This window comes from Hydrogenovibrio thermophilus (assembly GCF_004028275.1).
GTDB lineage: Bacteria > Pseudomonadota > Gammaproteobacteria > Thiomicrospirales > Thiomicrospiraceae > Hydrogenovibrio > Hydrogenovibrio thermophilus.
This window is the reverse complement of record NZ_CP035033.1, coordinates 1,520,098-1,546,254: the sequence shown is the minus strand read 5'-3', so window position 1 is coordinate 1,546,254 and position 26,157 is coordinate 1,520,098. Positions and strand designations below refer to the sequence as shown.

The window sequence follows — 26,157 nt, the reverse complement described above, 5'->3', positions numbered from 1 at the left end:
TGTTTGATTGTCAATTTGTTGACGTTTTAACGCCTGTTGGTTTTATTCAAACAGAACTATTACAAGAAGCGTGCCAGAATTAAAAGTTAGTTAAGTTGTTGAAATTAAAATTTTTTTATTAAGTTTTCAGTGTCATTTAATTGTTGTTTTTTGAAATGATGTGTTGAATTAAATGACATTTAAGGCCTTGAATTCGGTAAACTTTCGCTTTTTTAGACCATGACGATTGCAAATGGCACAACGGATTTCAGCGGTATTTCAGGGGCAGGACTTCTGGGTGGTGAATAAGCCGTCCGGTTTGGACTTTCACAGCGAAGCGGATGAGGCGGGCGAAAAACAGCCAGGCCTGGCCGTTTTGCTACAACAGCAGTATGAATTGCCCGAACTGTATCCAGTGCACCGTTTGGATAAGATGACGTCAGGCCTGGTGGTTTTTGCCCTTAACTTGTTGGCGGCTCAGCGTTTTCAAATGCTGTTTGAACAGCGCGACGTGGAGAAATATTATCTGGCGATTTCCACGCACAAGCCGAAGAAAAAGCAAGGCTGGGTGAAAGGCGATATGCTTCCGGCGCGGCGGGGCAGTTGGAAATTGGCCACCACACAAACCAACCCGGCCGTGACGCAATTTATTTCCCAAAGTTGTCGGCCCAATGAACGTTGGTTTTTATTGAAGCCGCATACCGGCAAAACCCATCAGCTACGGGTGGCCTTGAAAAGCCTTGGCGCACCGATTGCGGGTGACCGTCGCTATGATGCGGTGGAAAAAGCGCAACATGAGGACCGAGGTTATTTACATGCCTATGCGCTGCGCTTTGAGTACGAGGGTGAAGACTATGAGTTTGTTCTGAAACCGGAGCAGGGCGAGCGCTTTTTAAGTGACGCCGCCGACGCTTGCCTGATTGAATGGCAAGCGCCTTGGCGATTTTTTAAGATGAAAGAGAAGCAAGATGACCGATAAAACCCCTGAAAAACCTTTTTGGGAAATCAAAACTTTGGCGGAAATGACGCCGGACGAGTGGGAGGCGGTTTGCGATGGCTGTGGTTTGTGCTGTTTGACCAAATTACAGGACGATGAGACTGACGAAATTGTCTACACTCGCGTGGTCTGTCCGTACTCGGATACCCAAACGGCGGCGTGTTCCGATTATGCCAATCGTTCGGTGAATGTACCGACCTGTGTGAACTTGACGGTGGAACGGGTGGCGGAGTTCGATTGGTTGCCGGACACCTGCGGTTATCGAGTGTTATTGCGTGGCGATCCTTTACCAGACTGGCATCCTTTGGTGTCGGGTCATAAAGACTCGGTTCAAAAGGCAGGGGTCGGGTTGTTGGCGATTCCGGTCGTGGTGGACAGACCGGGACTGGATTATGAAGAGTATTTAATGGAAAAGCCTTAAGACTTAAAGCTGTGATGGATGGAAAAGCCGTTGAACGGATACAAAAAAGGCGCTGGAATCGCGTGATTCGCAGCGCCTTTTTATTGAAGTCGTTTATCGCTTAGTGCTGGTGACCGCCGTCTCCGTGTGCGTGGCCGTGCTCTAGCTCTTCTTCGGTGGCATCACGCACGCCCATGACTTCGATGTCGAAGTTCAAATCTTTGCCCGCCAACGGGTGGTTACCGTCCACGGTGACCGTTTCGTCTTGAATGTCGGTGATTTCAACCGAGTGAACGCCTTGTTCCGATTGGGCTTCGAAACGCATGCCAACTTCCAGGTTATCGACACCTTGGAACATGCTTTTCGGAACGCCTTCCTGAATTAGGTTCGGTTCCACTTCACCATAGGCTTCGCTGGCCGGGATATTCGCATTGAATTTATCGCCGGTGCCTTTGCCTTCAAGCTCTTTTTCCAAACCAGGAATAAGATTGGAATGACCGTGTAAATAAGCCAGCGCCTGACCGTTTGAAGAATCGATTAAGTTGCCTTCGGAATCCGTCAAAGAGTAGTTGATCATGCCAACTTTATTTTGTTCAATTTTCATCTTAAATCCTGTTTGTTCGTGTTTTGAATCATTAGAACCTGTATCATACAGATTCTAAAAGCCGTATTGGAGAAAATAGACGTGTTGTGGTTAAAAACTTTTCATATTCTGTTTGTGATGTCCTGGATGGCGGGAATCTTTTATTTACCCCGTATTTTCGTGCATTTTGTCGAAGGTCAGGCGGCCGGGCAGCAGGTGGATCGTTTGGCCATCATGGCGAAAAAACTCTATCGTTTTATGACCATTATGATGGTGTTGGCAATCGGGACGGGCATCTGGTTGTGGTTGGCGTATTGGCCGCTGGCGCAGGGCATGGGATGGCTACACGCCAAAATCGTCTTTGTGGTTTTGATGCTGGCGTATCACTACTGGACGAAAAAGCGTACCGATGAAATGCAACAAGGCCATTTGGACCATAGCGGGGTTTATTACCGTTGGGCGAATGAAATCCCGCTGGTACTGACCATCGTGATTTTGATTCTTGTTGTGGTCAAACCGTTTTAATCACCGAATCGGATTGATGCGATGAAAGCTTATCCAGACATTCAGCTAGACTTCAAACTGGCCCCGAAAACCGAAGCGGACGTTTATTTGAATGATTGTGTGCAACCGCTGGAGATTGAGCAAACGGGTCCATTCGTTCGTAATGAACAAGGCGAAATTGTTTGTGTTCAAGGAAAGCAGGCCTTGATTTCCAGCGACGAAGGGCGAAGCTGGCAGTCGGTTTCGTTGTTTTCCGTGGATGGCTTTGAAGCGCACGACTCGCACAGCTTGTGCGTGACCGAATCCGGCGTGTTGGTGCTCGGTTTTTTAAATGTAGCCAAACGTCATTTTAATTGGCATCGTAAAGCCAACAAACCCACTAAAAACACAGGCGTCTCCTTATGGAGTATGCGTAGCTTTGACGGCGGTTATTCGTGGGAAGAGCCCGTTTGGGTTCAGGGCGGTTACGCGGCGGTCACCACTACCTTGATTCAACTGAAAAGCGGTGAGCTTTTAATGTCGGCGCAAAATCTTGATTATGATGCGGCACGTCACTACAGCCTGACTTTTCAATCAACCGATGAAGGGCAAAGTTGGCAAGCGAGCAATAAGCTGGATATTGGCGGCCGAGGTCATCACGGTGGTTGTTTCGAAGGCACCTTAACGGAGTTGCAAGACGGACGAATTTGGTTCTTGATTCGCACCAATCTCGACTGGTTTTGGAATGCCTATTCCGAGGATAAAGGCCGCACCTGGACGCAGCTGTCGCCCGGTATGGAAGCCAGCAGTTCGCCGGGTATGTTGTGCCGTTTGCAAAGTGGTCGGCTGTTGTTGGCCTATAATCCCCTGACTAATACGAAAGATGGCTCGGCCCCGCGAGTGAATGGCTTGTATTCCGAAGTCGCGGCTTCCTGGTACCGAGCCGAATTGTGTTTGATTTGGTCGGACGATGACGGCCTGACCTGGTCAAAACCGAAAGTGCTTGCGCAGTGCGATGGCGCCTGGCTGTCTTATTGTTATCTGTTTGAAGCCAGGCCTGGCGAGATTTGGCTGACGACCATGCAAAGTCATTTGAAAATATCGTTTTTGGAAAAAGACCTGCTTTAACCCTCGTTTAAACGTTTCTATTCTCTCAATTCTTTGAATAAGAATGTCCTCTTTGTGTGTTTCTTTACGGTGGAATCGAATAAAATACCCGCAGTTTAAAGCAAGGCATGCGGGCCAGGAACGCAAAGGAAATTATTATGTCGCAACAGAACCCGACCGTTGGAATCGTGAGTTTGGGGTGTCCGAAAGCTACCGTCGATTCGGAGCGGATTCTCACCCAGCTCAAAGCCGAGGGCTATCATTTAACCAATTCCTATGAAGAGGCGGATACGGTTATTGTCAACACTTGCGGATTTATCGACAGCGCGGTGCAGGAATCGTTGGATACCATTGGGGAAGCCTTGGAGGAAAACGGTAAAGTCATCGTTACCGGCTGTTTGGGTGGGAAAGACGATAACCAAATCAAGGAGATTCACCCGAAAGTTTTGGCGGTTTCCGGCCCGGCAGCTTATGAAGAAGTTTTGACGGCGGTGCATGACGTGATTGCGCCACCAGTACACGATCCGTTTGTGGATTTGGTGCCGCCGCAGGGCATCAAGTTGACGCCGAAACATTTTGCTTACCTGAAGATTTCCGAAGGCTGTAATCACCGTTGTACCTTTTGCATTATCCCGTCAATGCGCGGTGATTTGGTCAGCCGTCCCGCGTCGGATGTGGTGGCGGAAGCCAAACGTTTGAAAGAAGCCGGCGTCAAGGAATTGTTGGTAGTGTCGCAAGACACGGCCGCTTATGGCGTGGACGTCAAATATAAAACCGATTTCGCCGACGGCCGCCCGACCAAAACCTCCATGCTTGGTTTGGCCGAAGCACTGGGTGAGTTGGGGAATCAGGACGACTTCTGGGTGCGTTTGCATTATGTTTATCCCTACCCGAATGTCGAAGAGGTGATTCCGCTGATGGCTCAGGGCAAAATCTTACCGTATCTGGATATGCCGTTGCAGCATGCCGATCCGGATATCCTGAAAGCCATGAAGCGTCCTGGGAATGTCGATAAAACCTTGGAGCGTATTCAGAAATGGCGCGAACAGGTGCCGGACCTGACCATTCGTTCGACCTTTATTGTCGGATTTCCAGGGGAAACCGAGGAGCAGTTCCAGAATCTACTGGACTTCATTACTGAAGCTCGCCTGGATCGAGTCGGCTGTTTCCAGTATTCGCCGGTGGAAGGCGCCGTGGCCAATGACCTGGCCGAGCCGGTGTCGGACGACATCAAGCAGGAGCGATTCGATCGTTTCATGCAGTTGCAGCAACAAATCAGTGCCGAGAAGATGCAAGCCAAAATCGGCCGGACTATGCAGGTGTTGGTGGACGAGGTAGACGAAGAGGGTGCGATTGCACGTTCGCAAGCGGATGCGCCGGAAATCGACGGTCTGGTGTTTATTCCGGAAGGGCATCACTTGAATCCCGGTGATTTTGTCGAGGTGGAGATTTTTGCAGCGGATGAATATGACTTGTGGGGCAACCCGGTGGGTGAGTTTACGCCTCAGGAAACCTCTTACGTCGAGTTGGGATAAAAGCGTCCTGTTTATTGATTTTTAATGAGAAAAACAAGTTAATAGTTTTTTGCTATTAAAATTTAATGAATAATTAATTGGATTGAACGGGATCGCATTGCTATAGTTTGTTCCAAGCATTAAATATGCTTGTGGATGTAAAAATATATTTTATACCTAGGTATAAATAACAACTATAGGAGATTCCAAAATGGAAAACCAAGAAGCACAAGTTATTTCTCTACCTCGTTTGAATGAACCGGCTCCGGCTTTTGATGCGGTGACAACGGCTGGCCGTAAGACGCTTGAAGATTACAAAGGGAAGTGGTTGATCCTTTTCTCTCACCCAGCGGATTTCACGCCGGTTTGTACCACTGAGTTTATGGCGTTCCAAGCGCGTAAGCCACAGTTTGACGAATTGAACTGCGAACTTTTGGGTCTTTCCATTGACTCACACCATTCGCATAACGCTTGGGTGTTGAACATCAAAGAAAAATTCGGTGTGGACATCGAATTCCCGATCATCGCTGACCTGGATATGAAAGTCGCGACATCTTACGGGATGATTCACCCGGGTGCGGCTGATACGTCTGCTGTACGTGCTACCTTCATCATCGATCCGGAAGGAGTTTTGCGTGCTATGATGTATTATCCGATGAGCAACGGTCGTTCTATGGACGAATTCGTGCGCATCGTGAAAGCCATGCAAACCTCTGACGCGAATGCTTGTGCGACGCCGGAAGCTTGGCAGCCAGGCGATAAAGTCATCGTTCCACCGCCTTCCACAACGGAAGAAGCGAAAGAGCGCATGGCCTCTGGTGAGTACGAGTGTGTCGATTTCTACTTCTGTAAAAAATCCATCTAATTGGATTTAGATACAAAAACGTAGAATAAAAAGCGAGAACTGCCTGTTTTTACAGGCAGTTTTTGTATCTGAAGGTTTGTTGAGAGCTCGGCATGAGATAGATGCACGAGTAAAAATGGCTAAAATCCGTCTGATTTTTGTTGAAAAACTGGCTAATAGCGGGCTATTAGCTGCGTTTTCCGCCTTAATCAGCCAAATTTTCTCTCATTTTTTCTTCGCGTCCTACTCGTGCCAAGCTCTCTGTTTTAACAACGATTTTGGAGCTCAAAAATGTTAAAGAAAATCATGATGACCATGATGTTGTTGGTTGGTGTTCAGTTCGCCGCGTATGCACAGGCCCCGGCCAAATTGCAGGCATTGCCCGCACATGAATTCAAAGACCAATGGGATAAGCCGATTCGTTTGACGGCGGGGACTGAATGGGTGATTTTTTCGCACCACAAAGACGGCGGTCAATGGGTGAAAGAGAGTTTCGATAATTTGAAAATCACTGACCCGAAAGCGCATCAGTGGTTATATGTCGCGGATGTGTCGCAAATGCCGAGCCTGATTACCAGTTTGTTTGCGATCCCAAAAATGAAAGATTATGCTTTTCCGATTGCGCTGTCTTATGACGAGCAAATGACGGCGACCTGGCCGCAACAGCCGGAAACGGTTTCGGTTTATAAGCTGTATAATCTGGTGATTAAAGACGTGGAATACTTTTCAAATCAAGCCGATTTGCAAGCCTTCTTAAAGTCGATTCAATGAAGTTTGATGCGGCGTTAACACATGACAAAACCGCCAGGCCTGGCGGTTTTTTGGTATTCATACGCTCATACGTTTAATATAAACGTCCCTACCTTTGTAAACGGTTACTCGCATTTATGTCCAGTTGTTCCGGCTTTGCGCCCATTCTGCCTGAAAACCCGACAATCATGATTCTCGGCACCATGCCCAGTGTGGCGTCCTTGGAAGAAGCGTTTTATTACGCCCATCCGCGCAATACCTTCTGGCCGATTCTGGCGAAAGCCTTTCAGCAACCGATTGAAACGGTTGAGCAGAAAATCGCTTTGTGTCGACAGCACGCGATTTTGCTTTGGGATGTGTTGGCGTTTTGCGAGCGGTCCGGCAGTTTGGATTCGGCCATCAAGCAACCGGAAGCCAATGATTTCGAATCGCTTTTTAAGCGCTTTCCCGATTTGAAAACGGTGTTGTTTAACGGCAAAGCCGCCCAGAATCTGTTTGAAAAGCAGGTGATGAAAACGCAAACCTTACCGGACGATCTGGTGTTTCATTCGCTTCCCTCCACCAGTCCGGCCAATGCGCAATTATCCTTTGAAAACAAAAGGGTTTTATGGCATCAAACACTTGAACAAACCGGAGTGAAATAGAGTAAAATACCCGGTTCACAACTCGGAAATGAACGATAAAGGATTTGCCTTGAAAGCAGACAACTTTAAACCGGAATTACTCTCGCCCGCCGGGACCTTTAAAAACATGGAATACGCCTTTGCTTATGGCGCGGACGCGGTTTACGCCGGTCAGCCGCGTTACAGCCTGCGCGTGCGCAATAACGAATTCGACGAAGAGACCCTGGATAAGGGCATCAAACGCGCACACGAATTGGGTAAAAAATTCTATGTGGTCAGTAATATCGCGGCGCATAACGCCAAAATCAAAACCTATATGCGCGACATCGCTCCGATCATCGCCATGAAGCCGGACGCCTTGATTATGTCCGATCCAGGTTTGATTGCGATGGTGCGGGCGGAATATCCGGAACAGGAAATCCATTTGTCGGTGCAGTCCAATGCGGTTAACTGGGCCACGGTGAAGTTTTGGCACGACCAAGGCATCAGCCGAGTGGTCTTGTCGCGTGAATTGTCGATTCAGGAAATCCGTGAAATCGGCGAAGCGGTGCCGGGCATGGAGTTGGAAGTGTTCGTGCATGGCGCTTTGTGCATCGCTTATTCCGGGCGTTGTTTGCTGTCCGGTTATATCAACAAGCGTGATGCCAACCAGGGCACTTGCACCAACGCCTGCCGTTGGAACTACAATACCTACGAAGGTCAGGAAGATGAAACAGGCGATGTGGTGGGGGTTCCCGTTGAACAGGTGGCGAATATCACCGATCTGACCGGAGCGGAGATAAAGATGCCGGATGTGACCATTGGGGCCGGGAAGCCGACTGACCAAATGATGTTGTTGGAAGAGGAAGGGCGCCCGGGCGAATACATGCCGGCGTACGAGGACGAACACGGCACTTATATCATGAATTCCAAGGACCTGCGTGCGGTGGAATTGATTCCGGAGTTGGTCGATATGGGCGTGGATTCCTTGAAAATTGAAGGGCGTACTAAGTCGCATTATTATGTGGCGCGCACCGCGCAGGTTTATCGTAAAGCCATCGACGATGCGGCGGCCGGTAAACCCTTTGACCAAAATTTGTTGAGCGACCTGGAAAGCCTGGCAAGCCGTGGGTATACCGAAGGTTTCTTACGCCGTCATGTGCACTCCGAATATCAAAACTACGAATACGGGGTGTCCAAATCCGACCGTCAGCGTTTTGTCGGGGAAGTGGTCGATGTCGTTGAGCGTGACGGTAAGAGCTTGCTGGAAATTGACGTGAAGAACAAATTCTGTCTGGGCGATTCGCTGGAAATCATGACGCCGGCCGGCAACGTGACATTGAACCTGGCGGACATGCAGGACCATCACGATAAACCGGTTGAATGTGCGTTGGGCTCCGGCTGGCGCGTACGCATTCCGAATCCGTTTAAAAATCTGGACGTGGAAACCTTGCGCTTCGGTTTGATTATGCGGAACGAAGCCTGGGGCGGCGACTTGAAGCGGGATGCGGCGGCACGTGAAGCGAAGGCGGCAAAAGATGCGGCCGACGCTTCGGTTTAAAGGCGTGCTGGTCAGGGTATTGAAGGAACGATTATGGCCTTGAAAATACTGGAAGGGTGCACCAATTGCGATATGTGCGAGCCGGAGTGTCCGAACCAAGCGATTTATTACGGCGAAAAAATCTACGAAATCAATCCTGACTTGTGTACGGAGTGTGTCGGGTATTACGATACCCCGACCTGCGTCAGCGTCTGCCCGGTGGATTGCATCATTACCGATCCCGAGCGAGTGGAAGATCAGGATACCTTACTGAAAAAGTTCGAAGAGTTGGTATTGGCCGACAAAATCTAGTCTTTGATGTGCGGTTTCTACGCATGTCTCTATTGCCTAAAAAACAGTCAGGCCTGGTCGTTATAAGCTTATGAAATAACAGATAAAAAAGCTTCTATATTAGTAGAGTTTAATAAGGCTGGTGTTTGATTGGGTACCGGAGTAGAATGCGAGTAAAACTTGACTCTAAAGGTAGGTTATTCAATGCTGAATCCAACCGTCACCCGGCTCCGAAATCGATTTTTGCTCCTGATTTTTGCTCTGTGTTCAATGTCGGCAAAAGCCGAGACGCTGCCCGATGTACATCCGCAGGTTGACGTTATCCTATCTGAAGCGGCCGCTCCCGACGGTGTGGTGTTTGATATTGAAACCTTGGATGCCAATGCCTTGAACACCTTGGCCCCTTATGTTCGTAAGCAAATCCATTTGATTCGTGAGCGGTTCCCGGATGTCGATATTGCGGTGGTGAGCCACGGCGCGGAAGAATTTGCCTTACAAAAACAAGCGCAATCCGACAATGCGGCTTTGCATGATACCTTCAGCCAACTCTCCCAATCCGATGGCGTTTCCATCCATGTCTGTGGTGCTGTCGGCGGTTTGAAAGGACTTTCACGGGAAGATTTCCCGGATTTCGTCAGCTATTCCGAATCCGGCATGGCACAACTCAATGATTACAAGGCGCTTGGCTATCAAGTGGTCATCATCCGGCAATTGTCCGATTCGGATCGCAAAGCTTTGTTCGACACGCCGGAAAAATTCATTCAACCATAACGCGCTCAGGCCATGAGCACGTACCGATTTTTATCCTCCTCCATTTAGGATAGGCGCTTAAGGTGATACTTGAGCGCTCTTTTTCGGCTGCTCGCGGTCGAATCCCGTTTCGATTCCGATTCCCTGGCTTGACCTGCGGCGATGAAATTGTATGATGGGAAATCATTATTTTCTTCAAAGGAGGCAACATGGCGAGCACGACAACGGAAAAGATGGAATTAATCAGTTTCAAATTGTGTCCTTTCGTACAAAGAGCGGTGATTGTTTTGAAGAAAAAACAGGTCGATTTCGATTTGACGTTTATCGATCTGAGCAACCCGCCGGAGTGGTTTGAAAGTCTGTCACCGCTCGGGAAGGTGCCGGTGCTCAAGGTCGGTAAGGAAGTCTTGTTCGAATCCATGGTGATTCAGGAATATGTCGACGAAGTCACGCCGCCGTCCTTGCACCCGAAAGATCCGCTGAAAAAAGCCATGAACCGGGCCTGGATGACATTTGGCGACGACCTGAATATTCTGCAATTCAAAATGGCGCATGCCACCGACCAAGCGGCGTTTGAGTCTTTCCGGGATGAAATCAATGGAAAGTTGGCGCGTCTGGAAAGTGTTCACAGTGGCCAGTCGTTTTTTAATGGTGAAGATTTCTGTTTGATTGATGCCGCTTATGCGCCTTTCTTTATGCGATTATCGTTGATGAAAAATGTCTGTTCCATTGATTTTCTAGACGGTTTTCCAAAGATGCAGGCCTGGTCGAAAGCGTTGTTATCGCAGGATTGTGTGACCGAATCGGTGGTGCCGGAGTTGTCGAGCATGTACCAGAATATGATTCGCAATGTTGAAGACGGTTATTTGGCGTCAATCGCATAAAATCCAGTGTCGAACGCCCACAAATGAGATGCCAAAGCCGATGGCCGTAATGCCGTGAAACGATTTATGAAAAACATCATTCCGTTGTTGAGTGCGGGCGTTGCATTGTTTTGGTTGGCGGCCGCGCAGGCCGCCGGTTTGCCGCTGTCTAATCAAAGCATCGACTATCAATGGGTCGCCAAGCACATTGAGCAAAACGAAACCGGCGGTCATGCCAAGTATCTGGCTTACTGGAGCCGAAACGAGCCGTTTCCCTCGTTCGGCATCGGCCATTTTATTTGGATTCCGAAAAACGTTTCGGTTCCGTTTGAGCAAACCTTTCCGCAAATGGTGGCGTTTGTTTCCGCTCGCCGGCCGGCGCCGGAATGGTTGCAAAGCCTGACACCGTTCGAGCCGCCCTGGCCGAATCGTGCCGCTTTTGACCAGGCCTGGTCAAAACCGAAACTGACCGAACTGCGCCAATGGCTGGCGGCCACCAAATCCGAGCAAGCCGAGTTTATTTTCCAGCGGCTGGTGGCCGAATTGGACAGGCTGTGGCCAACCTTAACACCCGCCCAGCAGCAGCATTTGTCGTATAATGTGAATCAATTAACGCAAACGCCGCAGGGCGTTTTTGCGATGATTGATTACGCTAACTTCAAAGGCATCGGTCATAATGCCAAAGAACGTTATCTGGGCGAAGGCTGGGGGCTGGTGGATGTGTTGCTCGCCATGCCGGAAACCACCGAAACCACGGCGTTACCGGACTTTGTGGCATCGGCCAAAGCGCGATTGCAACTGCGGGTGAAATTGTCGCCGCTGGACAAAAGTGAAAAGCGCTGGCTGCCCGGTTGGGAAAAACGTTTGAATCGTTATCTGACTCTCTCTTAAACAATATGAGGCCAACTGTTCCGTGACATCAATGTTCAAGCAGGCGGGGACCGTTTTGCAAGCCATGCGCCTGCCGTTTTTGCTGTTGACTCTGGCGATGATGCTGTTGGTGTCGGCCATTGCGACCTACGAAGGGTTCGAGTGGTCTTTGCCGTTGTTTTTCTTGATTTGTGTGGCGGCGCTGGCCGCACATTTGAGCGTCAACCTGCTCAACGAATTTGAGGATTTTGAGTCCGGTTTGGATTTTCAGACCGATAAAACGCCGTTCAGCGGCGGCAGCGGCGGGCTTCCGGCGAACCCCGCCGTCGCGGAATCGGTGGCGGCGGCTGGGTACTTTTTTCTGGGAATGGTCATCAGTCTCGGCGGTTTTTTTGTGTATTTGCGTGATTGGTCGATTTTGCCGCTGGGGCTGCTGGGCGTGGTCTTGATTGTAACCTATACATCGCATATCACGCGGTATCCCTGGTTGTGTTTGATTGCGCCAGGCCTGGCGTTTGGCCCGTTTATGGTGGTGGGCGGTTTTATGGTGCTGACCGGTGAATTCAGTTGGCTGGCGTTTTGGGTGTCGTGGATTCCATTTTTGTTGGTCAATAATCTGTTATTGTTGAACCAATTTCCGGATGAAGCGGCGGACCGGCGCCTTGGGCGTTTCAATATCATCATGCGACTGGGGCGGGAAGGCGGTTTACGGGTCTTTAAAAGCTTTCTGGTGCTGAGTTATCTGGCGCTGGCATATCTGATTATTGACGGTTGGTTGCCGTATCAAGCCGCCTTCGGCTTTTTGTCGCTGCTTTTGGTGGTGCCTTTGTGGCAGAAATTGCGCACACCCGCTCCGGATTTAATACAATTGATGCCTGCATTGGGAATCAATGTGGCGGTGGTGTTGACGATGCCGGTTTTGATTGCGGTTGGCCTTTATCAAGGCTTGTCTTAAGGAAAAAACAATGTATAAGACCTTAATGGATACAGTGGGCAATACGCCTTTGGTTCGAGTGCAGCGCATGGTGCATCCGGACACCAACAGTGTGGTTTTGGCGAAGCTGGAAGGGAACAATCCGGCGGGGTCGGTCAAGGATCGTCCGGCCGTCAATATGATTCGCCAAGCGGAAAAACGTGGTGAGATTCGGCCCGGCGATACGTTGATTGAAGCCACCAGTGGCAATACTGGTATTGCGCTGGCCATGGCCTCCGCCTTGATGGGCTACCGCTTGAAATTGATTATGCCGGATAATATGTCGATGGAACGCCGCGCTTCGATGGCGGCTTACGGGGCGGAGTTGATTCTGGTGTCGAAAGAGACCGGCATGGAAGGCGCGCGGGATTTGGCTCAGAGTATGCAAGCGTCGGGCGAAGGGTTTGTGCTGGACCAGTTTGCAAATCCGGACAACCCAATGGCGCATTACCAGTCCACCGGTCCGGAAATCTGGCATGGCACCAGTGGTGAAATCACTCATTTCGTCAGTGCAATGGGCACCACCGGGACCATTATGGGGACGTCCATGTATTTGAAAGAGCAGTCCGAAGCGGTGCAGATTGTTGGTGTTCAACCTACCGAAGGTTCATCCATTCCGGGGATTCGTCGTTGGCCGAAAGAATATTTGCCGGACATTTACGACGACCGTCGCATCGACCGGGTGATCGATATGTCGCAGACATTGGCGGAAGAGACCATGCGTGCCATGGCGGTGCAGGAAGGGATTTTTGCCGGCGTGTCTTCGGGGGGGGCTATGGCGGCGGCGTTGCAAATTGCCCGCGAAACCGAGAATGCCACCATCGTGACGATTGTGTGTGATCGCGGTGATCGTTATTTATCCACCAATGTGTTTTCCGAAGGGAAAGTCACGTATCATGACGCGCCGAGCGCTTAAAAAAAGAATCAGAATAAAACAGCATGGCAAGAGAGATAGAACGTAAGTTTTTGGTCAAGGGCGAAGCCTGGATGGCGCAAGCCGATAAGGAAGTGCATTTTGCACAAGGGTATTTGAACGATATTCAGCAGACGGGCAGTAAAAGTTCGGTGCGTATCCGTTTGGAAGGGCAGGAAGCCAATATCAACATCAAAAGTTTGGAAATCGGCCTCAGTCGTGATGAATACGAGTATCCCATTGATGTGGACGACGCGAAAAAGATGTTGAAAACACTATGTGTCGGTCCGGTGATTGAAAAAATTCGATATTATGTTACATTTAAGTCACATATTTGGGAAATCGATCGCTTTTTAGGCGATAATAACGGTTTGATTGTGGCAGAAGTCGAGTTGTCGTCGGAAGATGAGGCACTTGAATTGCCGGAATGGGTCGGACGGGAAGTCACCGAAATCCCCCGATATTACAATATTAGTTTAAGCCAACGGCCTTATTGCAACTGGAGTGATAATGAAAAGAACATCTGAACCGCATGCTCGGAAAATGCAAAAAAACGTATTATTAAAGCCTTTGGCGGCGGCCTTGTTGATGGCGTCTTCCACAGCTTGGTCCGCACCAGGCCTGGTGGATATTTACCAGATGGCGGTGTTGCACGATGCGCAATTGGCGCAGGCACGTGCTACCTATGAAGCCAATCAGAAAGTGGTCGACATCGCGCGTGCGCCTTTGTTGCCTCAATTGACGGCCGACGGCAGCTACGTCAAGAACGACAGTAACAAAAAAGCCTATGACGTCACCACGCAGGAACTGGGCGTGAATCTGACGCAATCGTTGTATCAGCACGATAACTGGGCCAAGTACTCGCAGGCCAAGTACCAATTGCAACAATCCGAATATCAAATGAAATTCGCCGAGCAGGACATCATTGTTCGTGTGGCCGATTCCTACTTTAAGGTGGTGTTGGCGCAGGAAGATTTGACGCTGGCCGAAGCGAAAGAAGAAGCCGATAAAACCCAGTGGGAAAGAGCCAAAGCCTCGGCGGAAGTTGGTTTGGCGAGTAAGACCGATGTGTTGCAGGCCAAGTCGAGTTACGACTTGTCGAAATCCGACCGAATCACCGCCCAGAATAATCTGGATGTGGCCTATGATGAATTGATGAAATTGACCGGTAAAGAAGTCCATGAATTGAAAGTCATTTCATTGAACACGAAGTTACCGGCGCAGACTCTGAACATCGATGATTGGGAAATGAAAGCTCAGGATCAGAATCTGACGGTACTGCAACAAGAAGAAGCCGCCAATGTGGCATCTGAAGAAATCGAAGTGCAGAAGTCCGGTTACTGGTTCAATGTGAACTTACAAGCCGGTTATAACGATATGAGTTATACCGATACGGCTTCCGGGTACGCTTCCCAATACTCGGACCGTAATAACCTGACGGTCGGCGTCTATGCTAGCATGCCGCTGTATTCCGGCGGTGGCACCAGTGCCCAAGTGGCGCAAGCGCGTTCCAATTACAAAGCCGCGAATGCCGGTTTGCGTGATGCCCGCGAAACCGCTCGCCTGGATGCCCGTATCCAGGTTCGAAATGTACAACGTGGTCAAGAGCTGGTGACCGCCAACCGCGCCGCCGTACAGTCGAACGACGCCTTCCTGGAGGCGGCGGAAGAAGGTTATAAAGTTGGTTTGAGAAACCTGCTGGAAGTCTTGACCGCACGGACCAATATGTTCCAGGCGCGACGCAACCTGGCGGAATCTTTACATAATGTGGTGTTGAGCCGCTTGAAGCTGGAAGCGGCGGCAGGCACTTTGACCCCGGATAAGCTTGAAAAATACGACCAGGTGTTGTCCGATCCGACCGATGAGAAAATGCCGAAACTGGATCCACTTGATCCATAAAAGGTGAACATGACGTCCGACTTCTTTGGTGCGATGGGCGAGCAACGGAATGCTTAGCCGTCGCCAACTGTTTCAATGGGCCGCCGTATCGGCGAGCGCACCGTTTTTGACAGCCTGTTCGTCGTCTGAGACGAAGTCGGATACCATTCGTGTCGGCGTCACCAGCCGACCGCGCATGCTGGACCCCCGTAAGGCGACCGATGCCTTATCAAGCCGTGTGAATCGATTGATTTACCGCCAATTAATCGATTTCAACCAATCTTTTGAACCTGTACCGGAATTGGCTTCCTGGCAGGTCATTTCGCCAACCCATTACCGTTTTACTTTGAATGAGTTTCCACCATTTCACAATGGCGAAAAACTGACATCGGAAGATGTGGCCGCGACCTATGGTTCCGTTTTGAAGGAAAGTTTCGGTTCGCCGCATCGTGGGTCCCTGAAACACATCACGGCCATTGAGGTGGTGAGCGAATCGCAAGTTGATTTCAAGTTGTCCCGACCGGATGCGCTGTTTGTCGGGCGATTGGTCATCGGTATTCTGCCGAAATCGCTGGTGGACGCCGATCATCCGTTTCAGCTCTCTCCGGTCGGTTGCGGGCCTTGCCGCTTTGTATCCATGACCGAACAGAAACTGGTGTTACAACGTCCGGACGAAACGCAGCTCGTTTTTATGCCGGTGAAAGACGCCACCGTGCGGGTGCTGAAGCTTCGGAAAGGCGAGTTGGACATCATTCAGAACGACTTGTCGCCGGAGTTGGTGCATTATTGTGATGAACGTCAGGATTTGAAGGCGTTATGGCACAGTGGCACCAGTTTTGGTTATATCGGCTTCAACTTTGAAGACCCATTGTTGTCCCAATTGGAGGTGCGCCAAGCGTTGGCTTACGGTATTGACCGTCAGGCGATTATCGACAGTGTTTTCAGTGGACACGCTCGTTTGGCGGGTGGTTTGTTGGTGCCGGAACATTGGTGCGGCGTGCCCGGGTTGCATGGCTTCGACTATCGTCCGGAGAAAGCACGGGCCTTGGTTGCGGCGGTGAAACAAAAACACCCAGGCCTGGTCAATTCAGATGGCCTGTTGGAGTTCAGTTATAAAACCTCGTCGGATCCGACGCGCATTCGTCTGGCGACCATTTACCAATCACAGTTGCGGGAAGTCGGCATTCACTTGAAAGTGCAAAGCTATGATTGGGGTACCTTTTACAATGATATCAAACAGGGCCGTTTTCAGCTGTACAGCCTGGCCTGGGTTGGCGTGAAAAGTCCGGATATTTTCCAGTATGTGTTTGACAGCGATGCGATTCCGCCGAAAGGGGCGAACCGCGGTCGTTACCGTGATGCCGAAGCGGACCGTTTGATTCGTGAAGCGGGTGAGACACAGTCGTTGGCCAAGCAGGCCGAACTGTATCGTGCTTTGCAAGTGCATTTGCAGGAAACGCTGGCGGTGATTCCGTTGTGGTATGAAGATCAGTATGCGGTGACCGCGGAGACGATTCGTGGTTATAAAATGTACGCCGACGGTCGTTTCGACGGCTTATTGAATGTGACGAAAGCGCCCCGCGGCTAGGTGCCTGCGGCGGTTTTCTAAAGAGGAGTTCGACCATGTGGAAAACCTTATGGGGGCTGATTTTTATTGGCGTGATGCTGTGGTCGGCCATCGGTGCAAAGGATACCGTCATCTGGTGGTTGGAAGCGCTGCCGTCGTTGGTCGGCGCCTTGGTGCTGGCAGTCACTTACCAGGTGTTCCGTTTGACGCCAATGCTGTATGCATTGATTTTGGCGCATATGGTGGTGTTGTTTGTCGGTGCCCATTACACTTATGCGGAGGTGCCGTTATTCGATTGGGTGGCGCAGGCGTTAGGGCAAGAACGCAATAATTTCGACAAGTTGGGGCATTTTATGCAAGGCCTGGTGCCGGCGTTGATTGCACGTGAAATTTTGCTGCGAAAAGCGATTGTGAACGGCCAGGCCTGGTTGAATTTCCTGGTAGTGTGTTTTGCGTTGGCGTTGAGCGCGTTTTACGAATTGATCGAATGGTGGGTGGCGTTGTTGAGTGAACAGGCCGCTGAAGCATTCCTGGGAACGCAAGGATATGTTTGGGATACTCAGTCCGATATGGGCTTTGCTTTGTTGGGAGCCTTTGTCGCGGTCAGTCTCCTGTCGGGCTGGCAGGATAAGCAGATTCGAGCCCTGAGATAAGCGCTTTGAATCCCCGTGGACTTGACAGATGGTGTATCATATTAGGCTTCGGAAGGGCGCTGAGTTCATTATTAGCGCATTCTTTTCGATTCTAATCCAGACCGTCAGTAAGAATTAAGTAAAAAATAAGGATGTTGTTTTGAAAAATACGCGTGAAAAAATCATCAGTGCGGCCGTTTCTGTCTGGAATGAAGACTACGGCGCCCCGTTGAAGTACATCGCGCGTGACGCCGGCATCAGTCGCATGACATTGCATCGCCATTTCTGTGGTCGCGACGCGATCTTGCTGGCGATTACCGATGAGTTTGTCGAGCGAATCGTCAAGGTGTTGGACGACGCCATGAATGAAGCACAACAGCCGGTTCAGCAGATGGAGTATTTGGTCAAGAATACCCACCTGCTGGGTGAAGATTATAATTTTCTATTCGATTTGTTCGAGCAAAAAGGACGCCCGGACGACTTGGTGGAGCGATTTACTTTCTTTGAAGAAAAGTTTGCGGCCTTCTTCGATAACTTGATTGCCCAGGGGGTTGTGAAGCCCGGTGTCAATGCCAAATGGGCGAATGCCTTGCTGGAAGGCATGATGAAATCGGCTTTTCGTATGCGACAACGTGGTTGGGAAAGCGATTCGAATCTGGAGAACCTGTTGTGGGATGCCTATCAATCAGCTATTTTCGAACCGCAAGCCTTGCAGGACGCCCGCGCGGCCAGCTAATCTACTCCCTGACGTTTGTTCGGTTAAAGTCCATCTTCTACTCGCATTTTCGACCAGGCCTGGTCATTTTGTTTCTTTCCAAGCAAAGCCTGCACGGACACGTTAAAATAAGTGTTTTTTAGAACAGCAGAGCGTTCCGTTTGTTTTTGCATTTGTCGATTTCCAAACAGCAGTTGGCGTTATATTCGGAGGAAGGTGATTCCAAACCGATGAAAACCTATTCCATAAGCACGGCTTTAAACGGTATCGGTGCGGATAAAGGCTCCGGAAAAACCCCGCTGGGGCGTCACATCATTCGTGCCAAAATCGGCGAAGGTCAACCCATCAATACGGTATTCGTGGGGCGACGACCCACCGGGGAAGTCTATGATGCAGCACTGGCGGAAGCGCATCCGCAGCGTGATTGGATTTTGACACGGATTTTATGGCTGTCCGGCTTGGAGAAGGGCGTGAATCGTCTCGGTCAGGTGGACACCATGCAACGTTATATTTACTTGCATGGCACGCCGGATTCCGAACCAATGGGCCAACCTTTTTCTCATGGCTGTGTCCGTATGCGCAACACCGATATTCTGGATTTGTTTGACCGCATTCCGGCAGGAACGGAAATGGTGATTGAGGCATGATTCAGTATTTGATACGGCTGGTCGGGTCGGTGGTGTTGATTACCTGGGTGGTCAGTTCGCTGGTGTTCTTATTGATTCACTTGGTGCCTGGCGACCCGGTCGCGGTCATGTTGGGCGATTGGGCCAGTCCGGCGGACGAAGCGTTGTTGCGCAAACAGCTGGGACTGGATTTGCCGATTTGGCAGCAGTATCTGCATTATATGGGCGGGTTATTGCACGGCGACCTCGGACAGTCGTTGTTTTACCAGCAGCCGGTTTCCAATCTCATTGCCGAACGATTTCCCTATACGCTGAAACTGACCGTGATGGCGCTGTTGATTGCCGTGTTGATTGCCTTCCCTTTAGGGTTTTGGGCGGCACGTCGTGCGGGCCACTGGCCGGATTATGTGTCGATGACCGTGTCGTTGCTGGGTGTGTCCATTCCTAATTTTTGGTTGGGACCGATGTTGATTTTGATTTTCGCCATCGGTTTGGCTTGGTTACCGGTCAGCGGGGCGGAGCAGCCTTGGTCTTGGGTGTTGCCGGCGGTGACTTTGGGCACGGCCTTGGCGGCGATTTTGGCCCGAATGCTCCGGGCTTCTTTATTGGAAGTCTTTCATGAAGACTTTATTCGAACCGCGCAGGCGAAAGGCTTGCCGCCCCGGACGGTTTTCGGAAAACACGCCTTGCGCAATGCGTTGTTGCCGGTGGTGACGATTCTGGGGTTGCAGCTTGGTACATTATTGGGTGGCGCGGTGATTACCGAAGTGGTCTTCGATTGGCCAGGCCTGGGACAATTGTTGGTGGACTCGATTCAACGTCGCGATTATCCGGTGGTGCAAGCGTGTATTTTGATTATCAGTGTGGCCTATATTACGGTGAACGGGCTGACTGAAGTGGTCTATGCCTGGCTGGACCCCCGAATCCGTTTGGCGAAGTAGCGATGAGGCAAATTAAAATCACATGACGTTTCCGACATTCAAATGGTTACCTTATGGCATTGTCCTCGCCTGGTTATTGATGGCGTTGGGTGGTTATGCCGTCGGTCATGCCGCCATCGAGGTTCAACTCGACAAATTATTGGCCTTGAGCGATGCGGGAAGCTGGCTGGGCTATGATGAGTTGGGACGCCCCGTGTGGGACAGGCTGCTGATGGGCGCGCAGACGTCGTTATTGGTTGCGGTGTCGGTGGTGGTATTCTCCGCATTAATCGGCACGACCATCGGTGTCTACAGCGCTTATGTCGGCGGTTGGACCGATAAAGTGGTCTTGAAAATCATTGATGTGTTTTTGGCGTTTCCGGGGTTGTTGTTGGCGATTGCATTGGCGGCGATTTTAGGGCCGGGCATTGAAAATGTCGTATTCGCGCTGGTGACGGTCGGTTGGGTCGGTTATGCGCGTTTGGCACGCGCTCAAACGTTGAGTTTGCGGCAGCGCGAGCATATTCTGGCCGCCAAGGCGATGGCCGTGCCGACGCATCGTATTTTGTTTCGGCACTTGATTCCCTTGATGCTGGCACCGCTTGGGGTGGAAGCGACCTTTGGCATTGCCGGAGCGGTCATTTCCGAAGCCGGGTTGTCTTTCCTAGGGTTGGGGGTTCAGGCACCGGATGCTTCCTGGGGCAGTATGATACGGGAAGGCACGCGTTATTTACTGGTGGCGCCGCACTTGGTGTGGGCGCCGGGCATTGCGTTGATGTTGGTGGTACTGGGCGTGAATCTGCTGGGGGATCAGTGGCGGGATCGTCTGGACGTCAAAGCCCGCCCGCGCACCGTTTAAATATTTTATCTGGCTCTGGGAGCCGAAAGTGTTCCTTAAGCCTCGCCTTTCAATTTGGCGGTCATGTCATCGTAAGTGACGGGTTTGCTGTATAAGTAGCCCTGAATCATATAGCAGCCTTCCGAATTGACGAATGCTCGCTGTTCGTCGGTTTCAATTCCTTCCGCAATAATATCCAAATTCAAGCTCTGGCTCATGGAGATGATGGCCTTGGTGATTTCCGCATCATCCTTGTCTTCCGGCAGGTTGCAGATGAAAGAACGGTCGATTTTCACCTTATTGATCGGTAGCTTTTTCAGGTAGGCCAAGGAGGAATAGCCGGTGCCGAAATCATCGATGGAAATGGTGATGCCGCGGCGGCGGATTTGATGCAACAGCTTGATGGTGTGTTCCGTGTTCTTCATGACCGAACTTTCGGTGATTTCCAATTCCAGCCATTCGGGCAGACATTGGTTCTTATCCAAAATGGCGCTGAGCGTTTGGGTAAAGCTGGCGTCTCGCAATTGTTTGGCGGACACGTTGATGGCCATTCTGGCTTTCGTCAAGCCGCTGCGTTGCCATTCGGCAATGGCCGTTGTGGCCATGTCGATGATTTGACGGCCGAGTGGCACAATCAGGCCGGTTTCTTCGGCCACAGGAATGAATTGTTGCGGCGGAATCAGGCCTCGTTCCGGGTGGTTCCAGCGTACCAGGGCTTCGAATCCGACGATTTCGTTGGTGTTGGAGTCGTATTGCGGCTGATAATACATTTCGAATTCGTTACGGTTGAGGGCTTCACGAAGATTGTTTTCCATGAAGATACGTTCGAAAGCCTGTTCGGTCATTTCTTTGGTGTAGAAGTGATAGGTGTTCTTTCCATCGTCTTTGGCTTTATACATGGCGGCGTCGGCATTTTTGAGCAACTGTTCGGCGTTTTGACCATCGTTCGGGAAGAGGCTGATACCGATACTGGCGGTGACGTGGAAGACGTCGTCACCAAGGTAAATCGGGGCCGACAAGTGGTTGATGATTTTCTCGACGATGTTAATGATGACGTTATTGCTCTTTAGAGCATCGAGCAGGATGGTGAATTCGTCGCCACCGAGGCGGGCCACGGTATCGATTTTGCGAATACAGCTTTGCAGGCGTTCGGCGCAGACAATCAATACTTCATCACCGCTGTTGTGGCCGAACGAATCATTGATTTCCTTGAAACGGTCCAGGTCAATGAACAACAAGGCGATTTTTTCGTTATTGCGCTGTGCCTGGTTGATGGCTTGATTCAATCGGTCCAAGAACAAAATGCGGTTCGGCAAGTCGGTCAAAGGGTCGTGGTAGGCGATGAAATCCAGGTCGTTTTTCTGTTGCTGTAATTGCTCCTGAATGTCCAGGTAGTTGGTGATTTCGTGCCCCAATTGAATGACGGAGGTCACCTCGTGTCGACTGTTTTTAATGGGCGTGGTGGTCAGTTCGACATAATGTTTTTTCAGTTGAGGGTCAAGATAATGCAAAACCGTTTTTTGCGAGCGGCCGGATTCAAAGCTTTGGGCCGCCAGTTTTAAAGCGGGCGGCTCGTTGTCTTGAATGGTAACGGTGTCACGGTTATTCAGCAGATGTTGACTGAGTTTCAGTTCGGGGAGGGCACGAGCCGCATGGTTCATCAGGGAGGTCGAAAGGGTTCTATCGTACACTGTGACGGCGTCGGACACACCATCGATAACGTTTTGCAGGAAGTATTTCTGGGTGGACAGTTGTTGCGTTTTTTGGTCTACCGTTTTCGACAGGTGGCGGTTGAATTCGAATATTTCACGGGTACGGTTTTTATTGGCCCAGTAGAAATAGCCGCCGAGCAGGAACAGGTAAACCAGAATCGTATAGATATAAAGGTTGAACGGCTTCAGCTGCTGTGAGCTGACATCAATCAAATCCAGCGGGTAGAAAAAGAAGAAATGTCCCATTGGTTCGCCGTCGATATTAGGCAACTTAAAGAAACTGATTAGCTGCTGGTCGGCGGTGTCGATGTAGTAATGGTGGGATTGGCTGTACGTCAGTAGATTATGGTCGAGGATTTCTTGAAGGTGAGCCGTCTGTGCTTGGCCGTTAACCAAGTAGTAGTCATTGAGGAAGCGTTTGGAAAACGGAAATTTGATTTGGTCCCGGTAGTGTTTATCGGCCAGCAAAACGCTTTCGATGTGACGGCTTTTGAGCTTTTCGACAATGGAATTGAATTTGCCGATGACTTCGAAAACACCGATAAAACGGTCATTGTCGTAAATCGGTACGCTGGATTTGAAGGTCATATCGAAAATGCCGGTGCTGATGGTTTCAATAACCGTCGGTTCCTGTAGCATTTTTTGCAAATCACGGCGCTTTTCCAGAATGTTATCGCCGCGTTTATCCGTCCAGCTACGGTAGAAACTGTGGCCGGTATTGTCGACGATATGCAGCCAAAGGTTTTTTAAATCAGAGTGTTGCGAAAGTGTTTTCAAGTAATCTTGATAAGAAAGCTGCGTGTTTTGATTCAATAAGGCGTCTTTGAGTTGGGAGTCCTGCGCTAAGGAAAGTGCGATGAACGTCATCTTGTCCTTTTGGCCTTGAATCAGCGTATCCACTAGGTTTTGGACTTCCAGGGCTTTGTTTTCGTATTTTTCTCGGGTGACTTCTTCTGTGCGCTTTTCGGTATAGAAGTGAATGCTCACCAGCAAAAGCGATAGAATCAGTAAGGAAAACAGGGTGGGGATAATCAGGTTCTTCTGGGGCATAAACGTTCGGTTTGAATCCTTTCAAACACCTTGCAGGGTTTTCGACTGTTCCGGGTCGATACATCAGGAAAATTGTCCAGGCCTGGTCGTTTTTGTTGTTATAACGTCTTTACTTTTTTCTTATGCATTTGACGTGACCGGCTCGCAGTGCTTTTCAGAAAATTATAACGAAGTTTGCATAAACTTTATATGGAAATGTGAAGCGAATGTCACAAAGGCTGTTTTAAATCAAGAATAACCAAAATTTATGGTTCGGTACCGGCGTTCAAGTTTCGTCCAGGATTTTCAATGGCTGGGAGACTGCATTTTGACGTGAAACGGTTATAATCGTGGCAGGTATTTAAGGTAAACACGGAAGCATATGGAAAAATTGTTTGGTGAGTCCATGCCGTTGGGCTGTGTAATGGTCGACTTGGAAGGCACGCAGATGCAGCCGCACGAGCGTGAACGCTTGATGGACCCGTTGGTCGGTGGGGTGATTCTGTTCAGCCGAAACTTTGAATCGGTGGAACAATTGATGGCTCTGACTCGGGAGATTCATCAGTTACGTCACCCGAAACTGTTGATTGGTGTCGATCATGAAGGTGGACGCGTTCAGCGCTTTCGAGATGGTTTTACACGGTTGCCACCGATGGGATTGATTGGAGACTTGTATCATCAACATCCAAAGCAGGCACAGGAGTTGGCCGAGAGTGTCGGTTGGCTGATGGCAGCGGAATTACTGGCCGTGGGTATCGATTTCAGTTTTGCGCCGGTGGTGGATTTGGATTACGGTGACAGTCGCGTCATCGGTGACCGAGCCTTTGATGCCGATCCTTTGGTGGTGGGGAAGCTGGCGCAGCATCTGGTTTCCGGTATGAAAAAAGCCGGGATGGCCTCGGTGGCCAAACATTTCCCCGGGCACGGTTACATTCAAGCCGATACCCATTTGGAAGTCGCAGTCGACGAACGCGATTTCAATACCATTCTGCAAACCGATATTCAGCCGTTCTTAAAACTGATTGAATATGGTGTGGATGCAGTGATGCCGGCGCATGTGCGTTACCCGAAAGTCGATGATTTACCGGCCGGGTTTTCCAAAACCTGGTTACAAGATGTGCTGCGACGCCAGTGCCACTTTGAAGGCGCCATTATCAGTGATGACATGTCGATGCATGCCGCCACCGAATTCGGTGATGCGCCTACCCGAGTGCGAGCGGCTTTGGAAGCGGGCTGTGATTTGGTGTTGGTGTGTAATGACCCGGTCTCGGCCGATCAGGTTTTGACGGAGGTGGCTTGGGATACCGGTCCGGTTTCCCATGCCCGTTTGATTCGTTTGCACGGCAAAGGTAAACTGCAGCAGCATCAGTTGCTGACAAATCCGTTATGGCAATCGGCGTCGGCACGTATCGAGCATTTTATGAATGAAGAAAATCAGCAGGCCTTTACAGTATGAATATCCTCATGTCCATTATCGGTTTTTTGAACGAAACGTTGCTGTCGCTTGGCGGCCCTTTTGTGAATTCGGGAATCGAAAAAGCGCTGAATCAAGATGAAGAGACGCTGTTCGAGGACTTCGCGAAAAACACTTTCACCAGTACAATCGACGTTTTTCCGGAAGCTTGGCGTTATCTGGCCGAATTGTTCGGCGGGCAAATCTGGTTGCTGTTGTTACTGATTGTCTTTGCCATCACCTTGGTGGTGGATGTGGTGTTTAGAATTGCCATCGGTGGGGTGGATTATTATTTAGACAAGCACAAAAAACGTTTTGTGGGCAGCATTACCAAGTCTTTGAAAGCACCGGTTTCATTTTATATCTGGTTGTCCGGTTTGACGCTGGCCATCATCACCATGATGAACCATTTCAGGGTGTTGCTCGAACTCAAGCCTTATATTACAGAATTTAAGTCCACCCTCGGTGTGATTGCCGTGGCTTGGTTCTCGGTGCGCTGGGTGCGGCACATTGAAATTCACCTCAAACGCTTGGAGCGGAAGGACTCACGCTGGGATTCGGTGACGGTCGAAGCGGGTGCCAAGGTGTTCAAACTCACGGTGTTCGTGGTGACGGGGCTGTTTGTGTTGAGTGAGATGGGTGTGAACCTGGCCGGTTTGATCGCCTTCGGTGGTGTGGGTGCCATGGCGGTCGGTTTTGCCGCCAAAGACGTCATTGGTAATGTATTGGGTGGCTTGATGCTGTATTGGGATAAACCTTTCAGTACCGGAGATTGGATTCGTTCACCGGATAAAGAAATCGAAGGTACGGTGGAAAGCATCGGCTGGCGTTTGACTGTGGTGCGAACGTTCGACAAGCGCCCGCTGTACATTCCCAATGGTATTTTTTCGACTATTTCCATCGAAAATCCGTCGCGTATGACGAATCGCCGAATCAAACAGGTCATTGGGTTGCGGTATTGCGATATTGACAAAATGGCCGCGGTGACGTCAGGTATTAAAGAAATGCTGAAAAATCACCCGGAAATTGATCAGAATCAGACCACTTTTGTGAACTTTGTGGCCTACAACAATTCCACTCTGGATATTATGATTTACACCTTTACGAAAACGACTGTATGGGTGCGTTATCAAGAGATCCAGGAAGATGTATTATTGAAGGTTGCCGATGTGGTGGCCAGTCATGGCGCGGAAATGGCCTTCCCGACCCGTACTTTGTATGTGGAAGACAGCGTGAAGCTGGAACCGCCAGGCCTGGCGGAAATCCCGACAAACAAATAACGTTTGGTTTCAGGCCGACGGGCTAGACAAAATAAGGGCGCAACAGCG

General features: G+C 50.1%; 27 protein-coding genes. 25 read left to right on the top strand and 2 right to left on the bottom strand.

What is annotated here, in order from left to right; all coding sequences use genetic code 11:
* The first annotated feature begins 232 nt into the window (after positions 1 to 232).
* Together EPV75_RS07265 and EPV75_RS07260 are read left to right on the top strand one after the other, a co-directional pair.
* The gene (locus EPV75_RS07265; protein ID WP_128384945.1) at positions 233 to 958 is read left to right on the top strand and encodes a TIGR01621 family pseudouridine synthase; all 726 of its coding nucleotides are present in this window, start codon (positions 233 to 235) and stop codon (positions 956 to 958) included.
* Positions 948 to 1,397 carry a YcgN family cysteine cluster protein gene (locus EPV75_RS07260; RefSeq protein ID WP_128384944.1) on the top strand — a complete coding sequence of 150 codons (450 nt, stop codon included), beginning with the start codon at positions 948 to 950 and terminating at the stop codon, positions 1,395 to 1,397. The genes EPV75_RS07265 and EPV75_RS07260 overlap by 11 nt, the downstream gene beginning before the upstream one ends.
* Positions 1,398 to 1,497: 100 nt before the next feature.
* Here the strand turns inward: EPV75_RS07260 and slyD are convergent, their stop codons facing one another.
* Entirely contained in the window at positions 1,498 to 1,980 is a 483-nt protein-coding gene (gene slyD, locus EPV75_RS07255; protein ID WP_029938229.1) for a peptidylprolyl isomerase, read from the bottom strand.
* Between the two features lie 81 nt (positions 1,981 to 2,061).
* Between slyD and EPV75_RS07250 the strand changes: the two genes are divergently transcribed.
* From EPV75_RS07250 to EPV75_RS07150, 21 genes are all read left to right on the top strand, one after another.
* Positions 2,062 to 2,484, top strand: coding sequence for a CopD family protein (locus EPV75_RS07250; RefSeq protein ID WP_128384943.1), 423 nt, complete (start codon positions 2,062 to 2,064; stop codon positions 2,482 to 2,484).
* A gap of 21 nt (positions 2,485 to 2,505) precedes the next feature.
* A complete protein-coding gene (locus EPV75_RS07245; protein ID WP_128384942.1) occupies positions 2,506 to 3,570 on the top strand; it encodes a sialidase family protein in 1,065 nt (354 codons plus the stop codon).
* Positions 3,571 to 3,707: 137 nt separating this feature from the next.
* Entirely contained in the window at positions 3,708 to 5,084 is a 1,377-nt protein-coding gene (gene rimO / locus EPV75_RS07240; protein WP_128384941.1) for a 30S ribosomal protein S12 methylthiotransferase RimO, read from the top strand.
* A 190-nt stretch (positions 5,085 to 5,274) separates the two neighbouring features.
* Positions 5,275 to 5,928, top strand: a complete 654-nt coding sequence (locus tag EPV75_RS07235; protein ID WP_029938224.1) for a peroxiredoxin — start codon at positions 5,275 to 5,277, stop codon at positions 5,926 to 5,928.
* Positions 5,929 to 6,198: 270 nt separating this feature from the next.
* Positions 6,199 to 6,678: a hypothetical protein gene (locus EPV75_RS07230; protein WP_127119651.1), complete on the top strand. Its 480-nt coding sequence runs from the start codon at positions 6,199 to 6,201 to the stop codon at positions 6,676 to 6,678.
* Positions 6,679 to 6,794: 116 nt separating this feature from the next.
* Positions 6,795 to 7,301 carry a DNA-deoxyinosine glycosylase gene (locus EPV75_RS07225; protein ID WP_128384940.1) on the top strand — a complete coding sequence of 169 codons (507 nt, stop codon included), beginning with the start codon at positions 6,795 to 6,797 and terminating at the stop codon, positions 7,299 to 7,301.
* Between the two features lie 49 nt (positions 7,302 to 7,350).
* On the top strand, positions 7,351 to 8,820 hold the full coding sequence (gene trhP, locus EPV75_RS07220; RefSeq protein ID WP_225972280.1) for a prephenate-dependent tRNA uridine(34) hydroxylase TrhP: 1,470 nt from the start codon (positions 7,351 to 7,353) through the stop codon (positions 8,818 to 8,820).
* A 33-nt stretch (positions 8,821 to 8,853) separates the two neighbouring features.
* A complete protein-coding gene (locus tag EPV75_RS07215; RefSeq protein WP_127119654.1) occupies positions 8,854 to 9,111 on the top strand; it encodes a YfhL family 4Fe-4S dicluster ferredoxin in 258 nt (85 codons plus the stop codon).
* A gap of 249 nt (positions 9,112 to 9,360) precedes the next feature.
* On the top strand, positions 9,361 to 9,861 hold the full coding sequence (locus EPV75_RS07210) for a DsrE family protein (protein WP_128384938.1): 501 nt from the start codon (positions 9,361 to 9,363) through the stop codon (positions 9,859 to 9,861).
* 188 nt (positions 9,862 to 10,049) lie between these two features.
* The gene (locus EPV75_RS07205; protein WP_128384937.1) at positions 10,050 to 10,724 is read left to right on the top strand and encodes a glutathione S-transferase family protein; all 675 of its coding nucleotides are present in this window, start codon (positions 10,050 to 10,052) and stop codon (positions 10,722 to 10,724) included.
* A gap of 66 nt (positions 10,725 to 10,790) precedes the next feature.
* Entirely contained in the window at positions 10,791 to 11,594 is an 804-nt protein-coding gene (locus EPV75_RS07200) for a hypothetical protein (protein WP_128384936.1), read from the top strand.
* A gap of 31 nt (positions 11,595 to 11,625) precedes the next feature.
* Positions 11,626 to 12,528, top strand: coding sequence for a prenyltransferase (locus tag EPV75_RS07195; RefSeq protein ID WP_225972428.1), 903 nt, complete (start codon positions 11,626 to 11,628; stop codon positions 12,526 to 12,528).
* Between the two features lie 10 nt (positions 12,529 to 12,538).
* Positions 12,539 to 13,462 (top strand): cysteine synthase CysM, encoded by a 924-nt coding sequence (cysM, locus tag EPV75_RS07190; RefSeq protein ID WP_128384934.1) that lies wholly within the window; start codon positions 12,539 to 12,541, stop codon positions 13,460 to 13,462.
* A gap of 23 nt (positions 13,463 to 13,485) precedes the next feature.
* Positions 13,486 to 13,986 carry a CYTH domain-containing protein gene (locus EPV75_RS07185; RefSeq protein ID WP_127119659.1) on the top strand — a complete coding sequence of 167 codons (501 nt, stop codon included), beginning with the start codon at positions 13,486 to 13,488 and terminating at the stop codon, positions 13,984 to 13,986.
* Positions 13,970 to 15,358: a TolC family outer membrane protein gene (locus EPV75_RS07180; RefSeq protein ID WP_225972279.1), complete on the top strand. Its 1,389-nt coding sequence runs from the start codon at positions 13,970 to 13,972 to the stop codon at positions 15,356 to 15,358. Before EPV75_RS07185 ends, EPV75_RS07180 begins: the two co-directional genes overlap by 17 nt.
* A gap of 49 nt (positions 15,359 to 15,407) precedes the next feature.
* Complete coding sequence (locus EPV75_RS07175) at positions 15,408 to 16,925, top strand: ABC transporter substrate-binding protein (protein WP_128384933.1); 1,518 nt, start codon at positions 15,408 to 15,410, stop codon at positions 16,923 to 16,925.
* A gap of 35 nt (positions 16,926 to 16,960) precedes the next feature.
* Positions 16,961 to 17,557 (top strand): DUF2238 domain-containing protein, encoded by a 597-nt coding sequence (locus EPV75_RS07170; protein WP_128384932.1) that lies wholly within the window; start codon positions 16,961 to 16,963, stop codon positions 17,555 to 17,557.
* A 139-nt stretch (positions 17,558 to 17,696) separates the two neighbouring features.
* On the top strand, positions 17,697 to 18,272 hold the full coding sequence (locus EPV75_RS07165) for a TetR/AcrR family transcriptional regulator (RefSeq protein WP_128384931.1): 576 nt from the start codon (positions 17,697 to 17,699) through the stop codon (positions 18,270 to 18,272).
* Positions 18,273 to 18,412: 140 nt separating this feature from the next.
* Complete coding sequence (locus EPV75_RS07160; RefSeq protein ID WP_128384930.1) at positions 18,413 to 18,898, top strand: L,D-transpeptidase; 486 nt, start codon at positions 18,413 to 18,415, stop codon at positions 18,896 to 18,898.
* Positions 18,895 to 19,818, top strand: coding sequence for a nickel ABC transporter permease (gene nikB / locus EPV75_RS07155; protein WP_128384929.1), 924 nt, complete (start codon positions 18,895 to 18,897; stop codon positions 19,816 to 19,818). Before EPV75_RS07160 ends, nikB begins: the two co-directional genes overlap by 4 nt.
* A gap of 22 nt (positions 19,819 to 19,840) precedes the next feature.
* The gene (locus EPV75_RS07150; RefSeq protein WP_029938207.1) at positions 19,841 to 20,656 is read left to right on the top strand and encodes an ABC transporter permease; all 816 of its coding nucleotides are present in this window, start codon (positions 19,841 to 19,843) and stop codon (positions 20,654 to 20,656) included.
* A gap of 35 nt (positions 20,657 to 20,691) precedes the next feature.
* On the opposite strand, the gene EPV75_RS07145 is transcribed toward EPV75_RS07150, so the two are convergent.
* Entirely contained in the window at positions 20,692 to 23,397 is a 2,706-nt protein-coding gene (locus EPV75_RS07145) for an EAL domain-containing protein (protein ID WP_128384928.1), read from the bottom strand.
* A 361-nt stretch (positions 23,398 to 23,758) separates the two neighbouring features.
* Between EPV75_RS07145 and nagZ the strand changes: the two genes are divergently transcribed.
* The gene (gene nagZ / locus EPV75_RS07140; RefSeq protein ID WP_128384927.1) at positions 23,759 to 24,832 is read left to right on the top strand and encodes a beta-N-acetylhexosaminidase; all 1,074 of its coding nucleotides are present in this window, start codon (positions 23,759 to 23,761) and stop codon (positions 24,830 to 24,832) included.
* Complete coding sequence (locus EPV75_RS07135) at positions 24,829 to 26,109, top strand: mechanosensitive ion channel family protein (protein ID WP_225972278.1); 1,281 nt, start codon at positions 24,829 to 24,831, stop codon at positions 26,107 to 26,109. Before nagZ ends, EPV75_RS07135 begins: the two co-directional genes overlap by 4 nt.
* Positions 26,110 to 26,157: the final 48 nt, after the last annotated feature.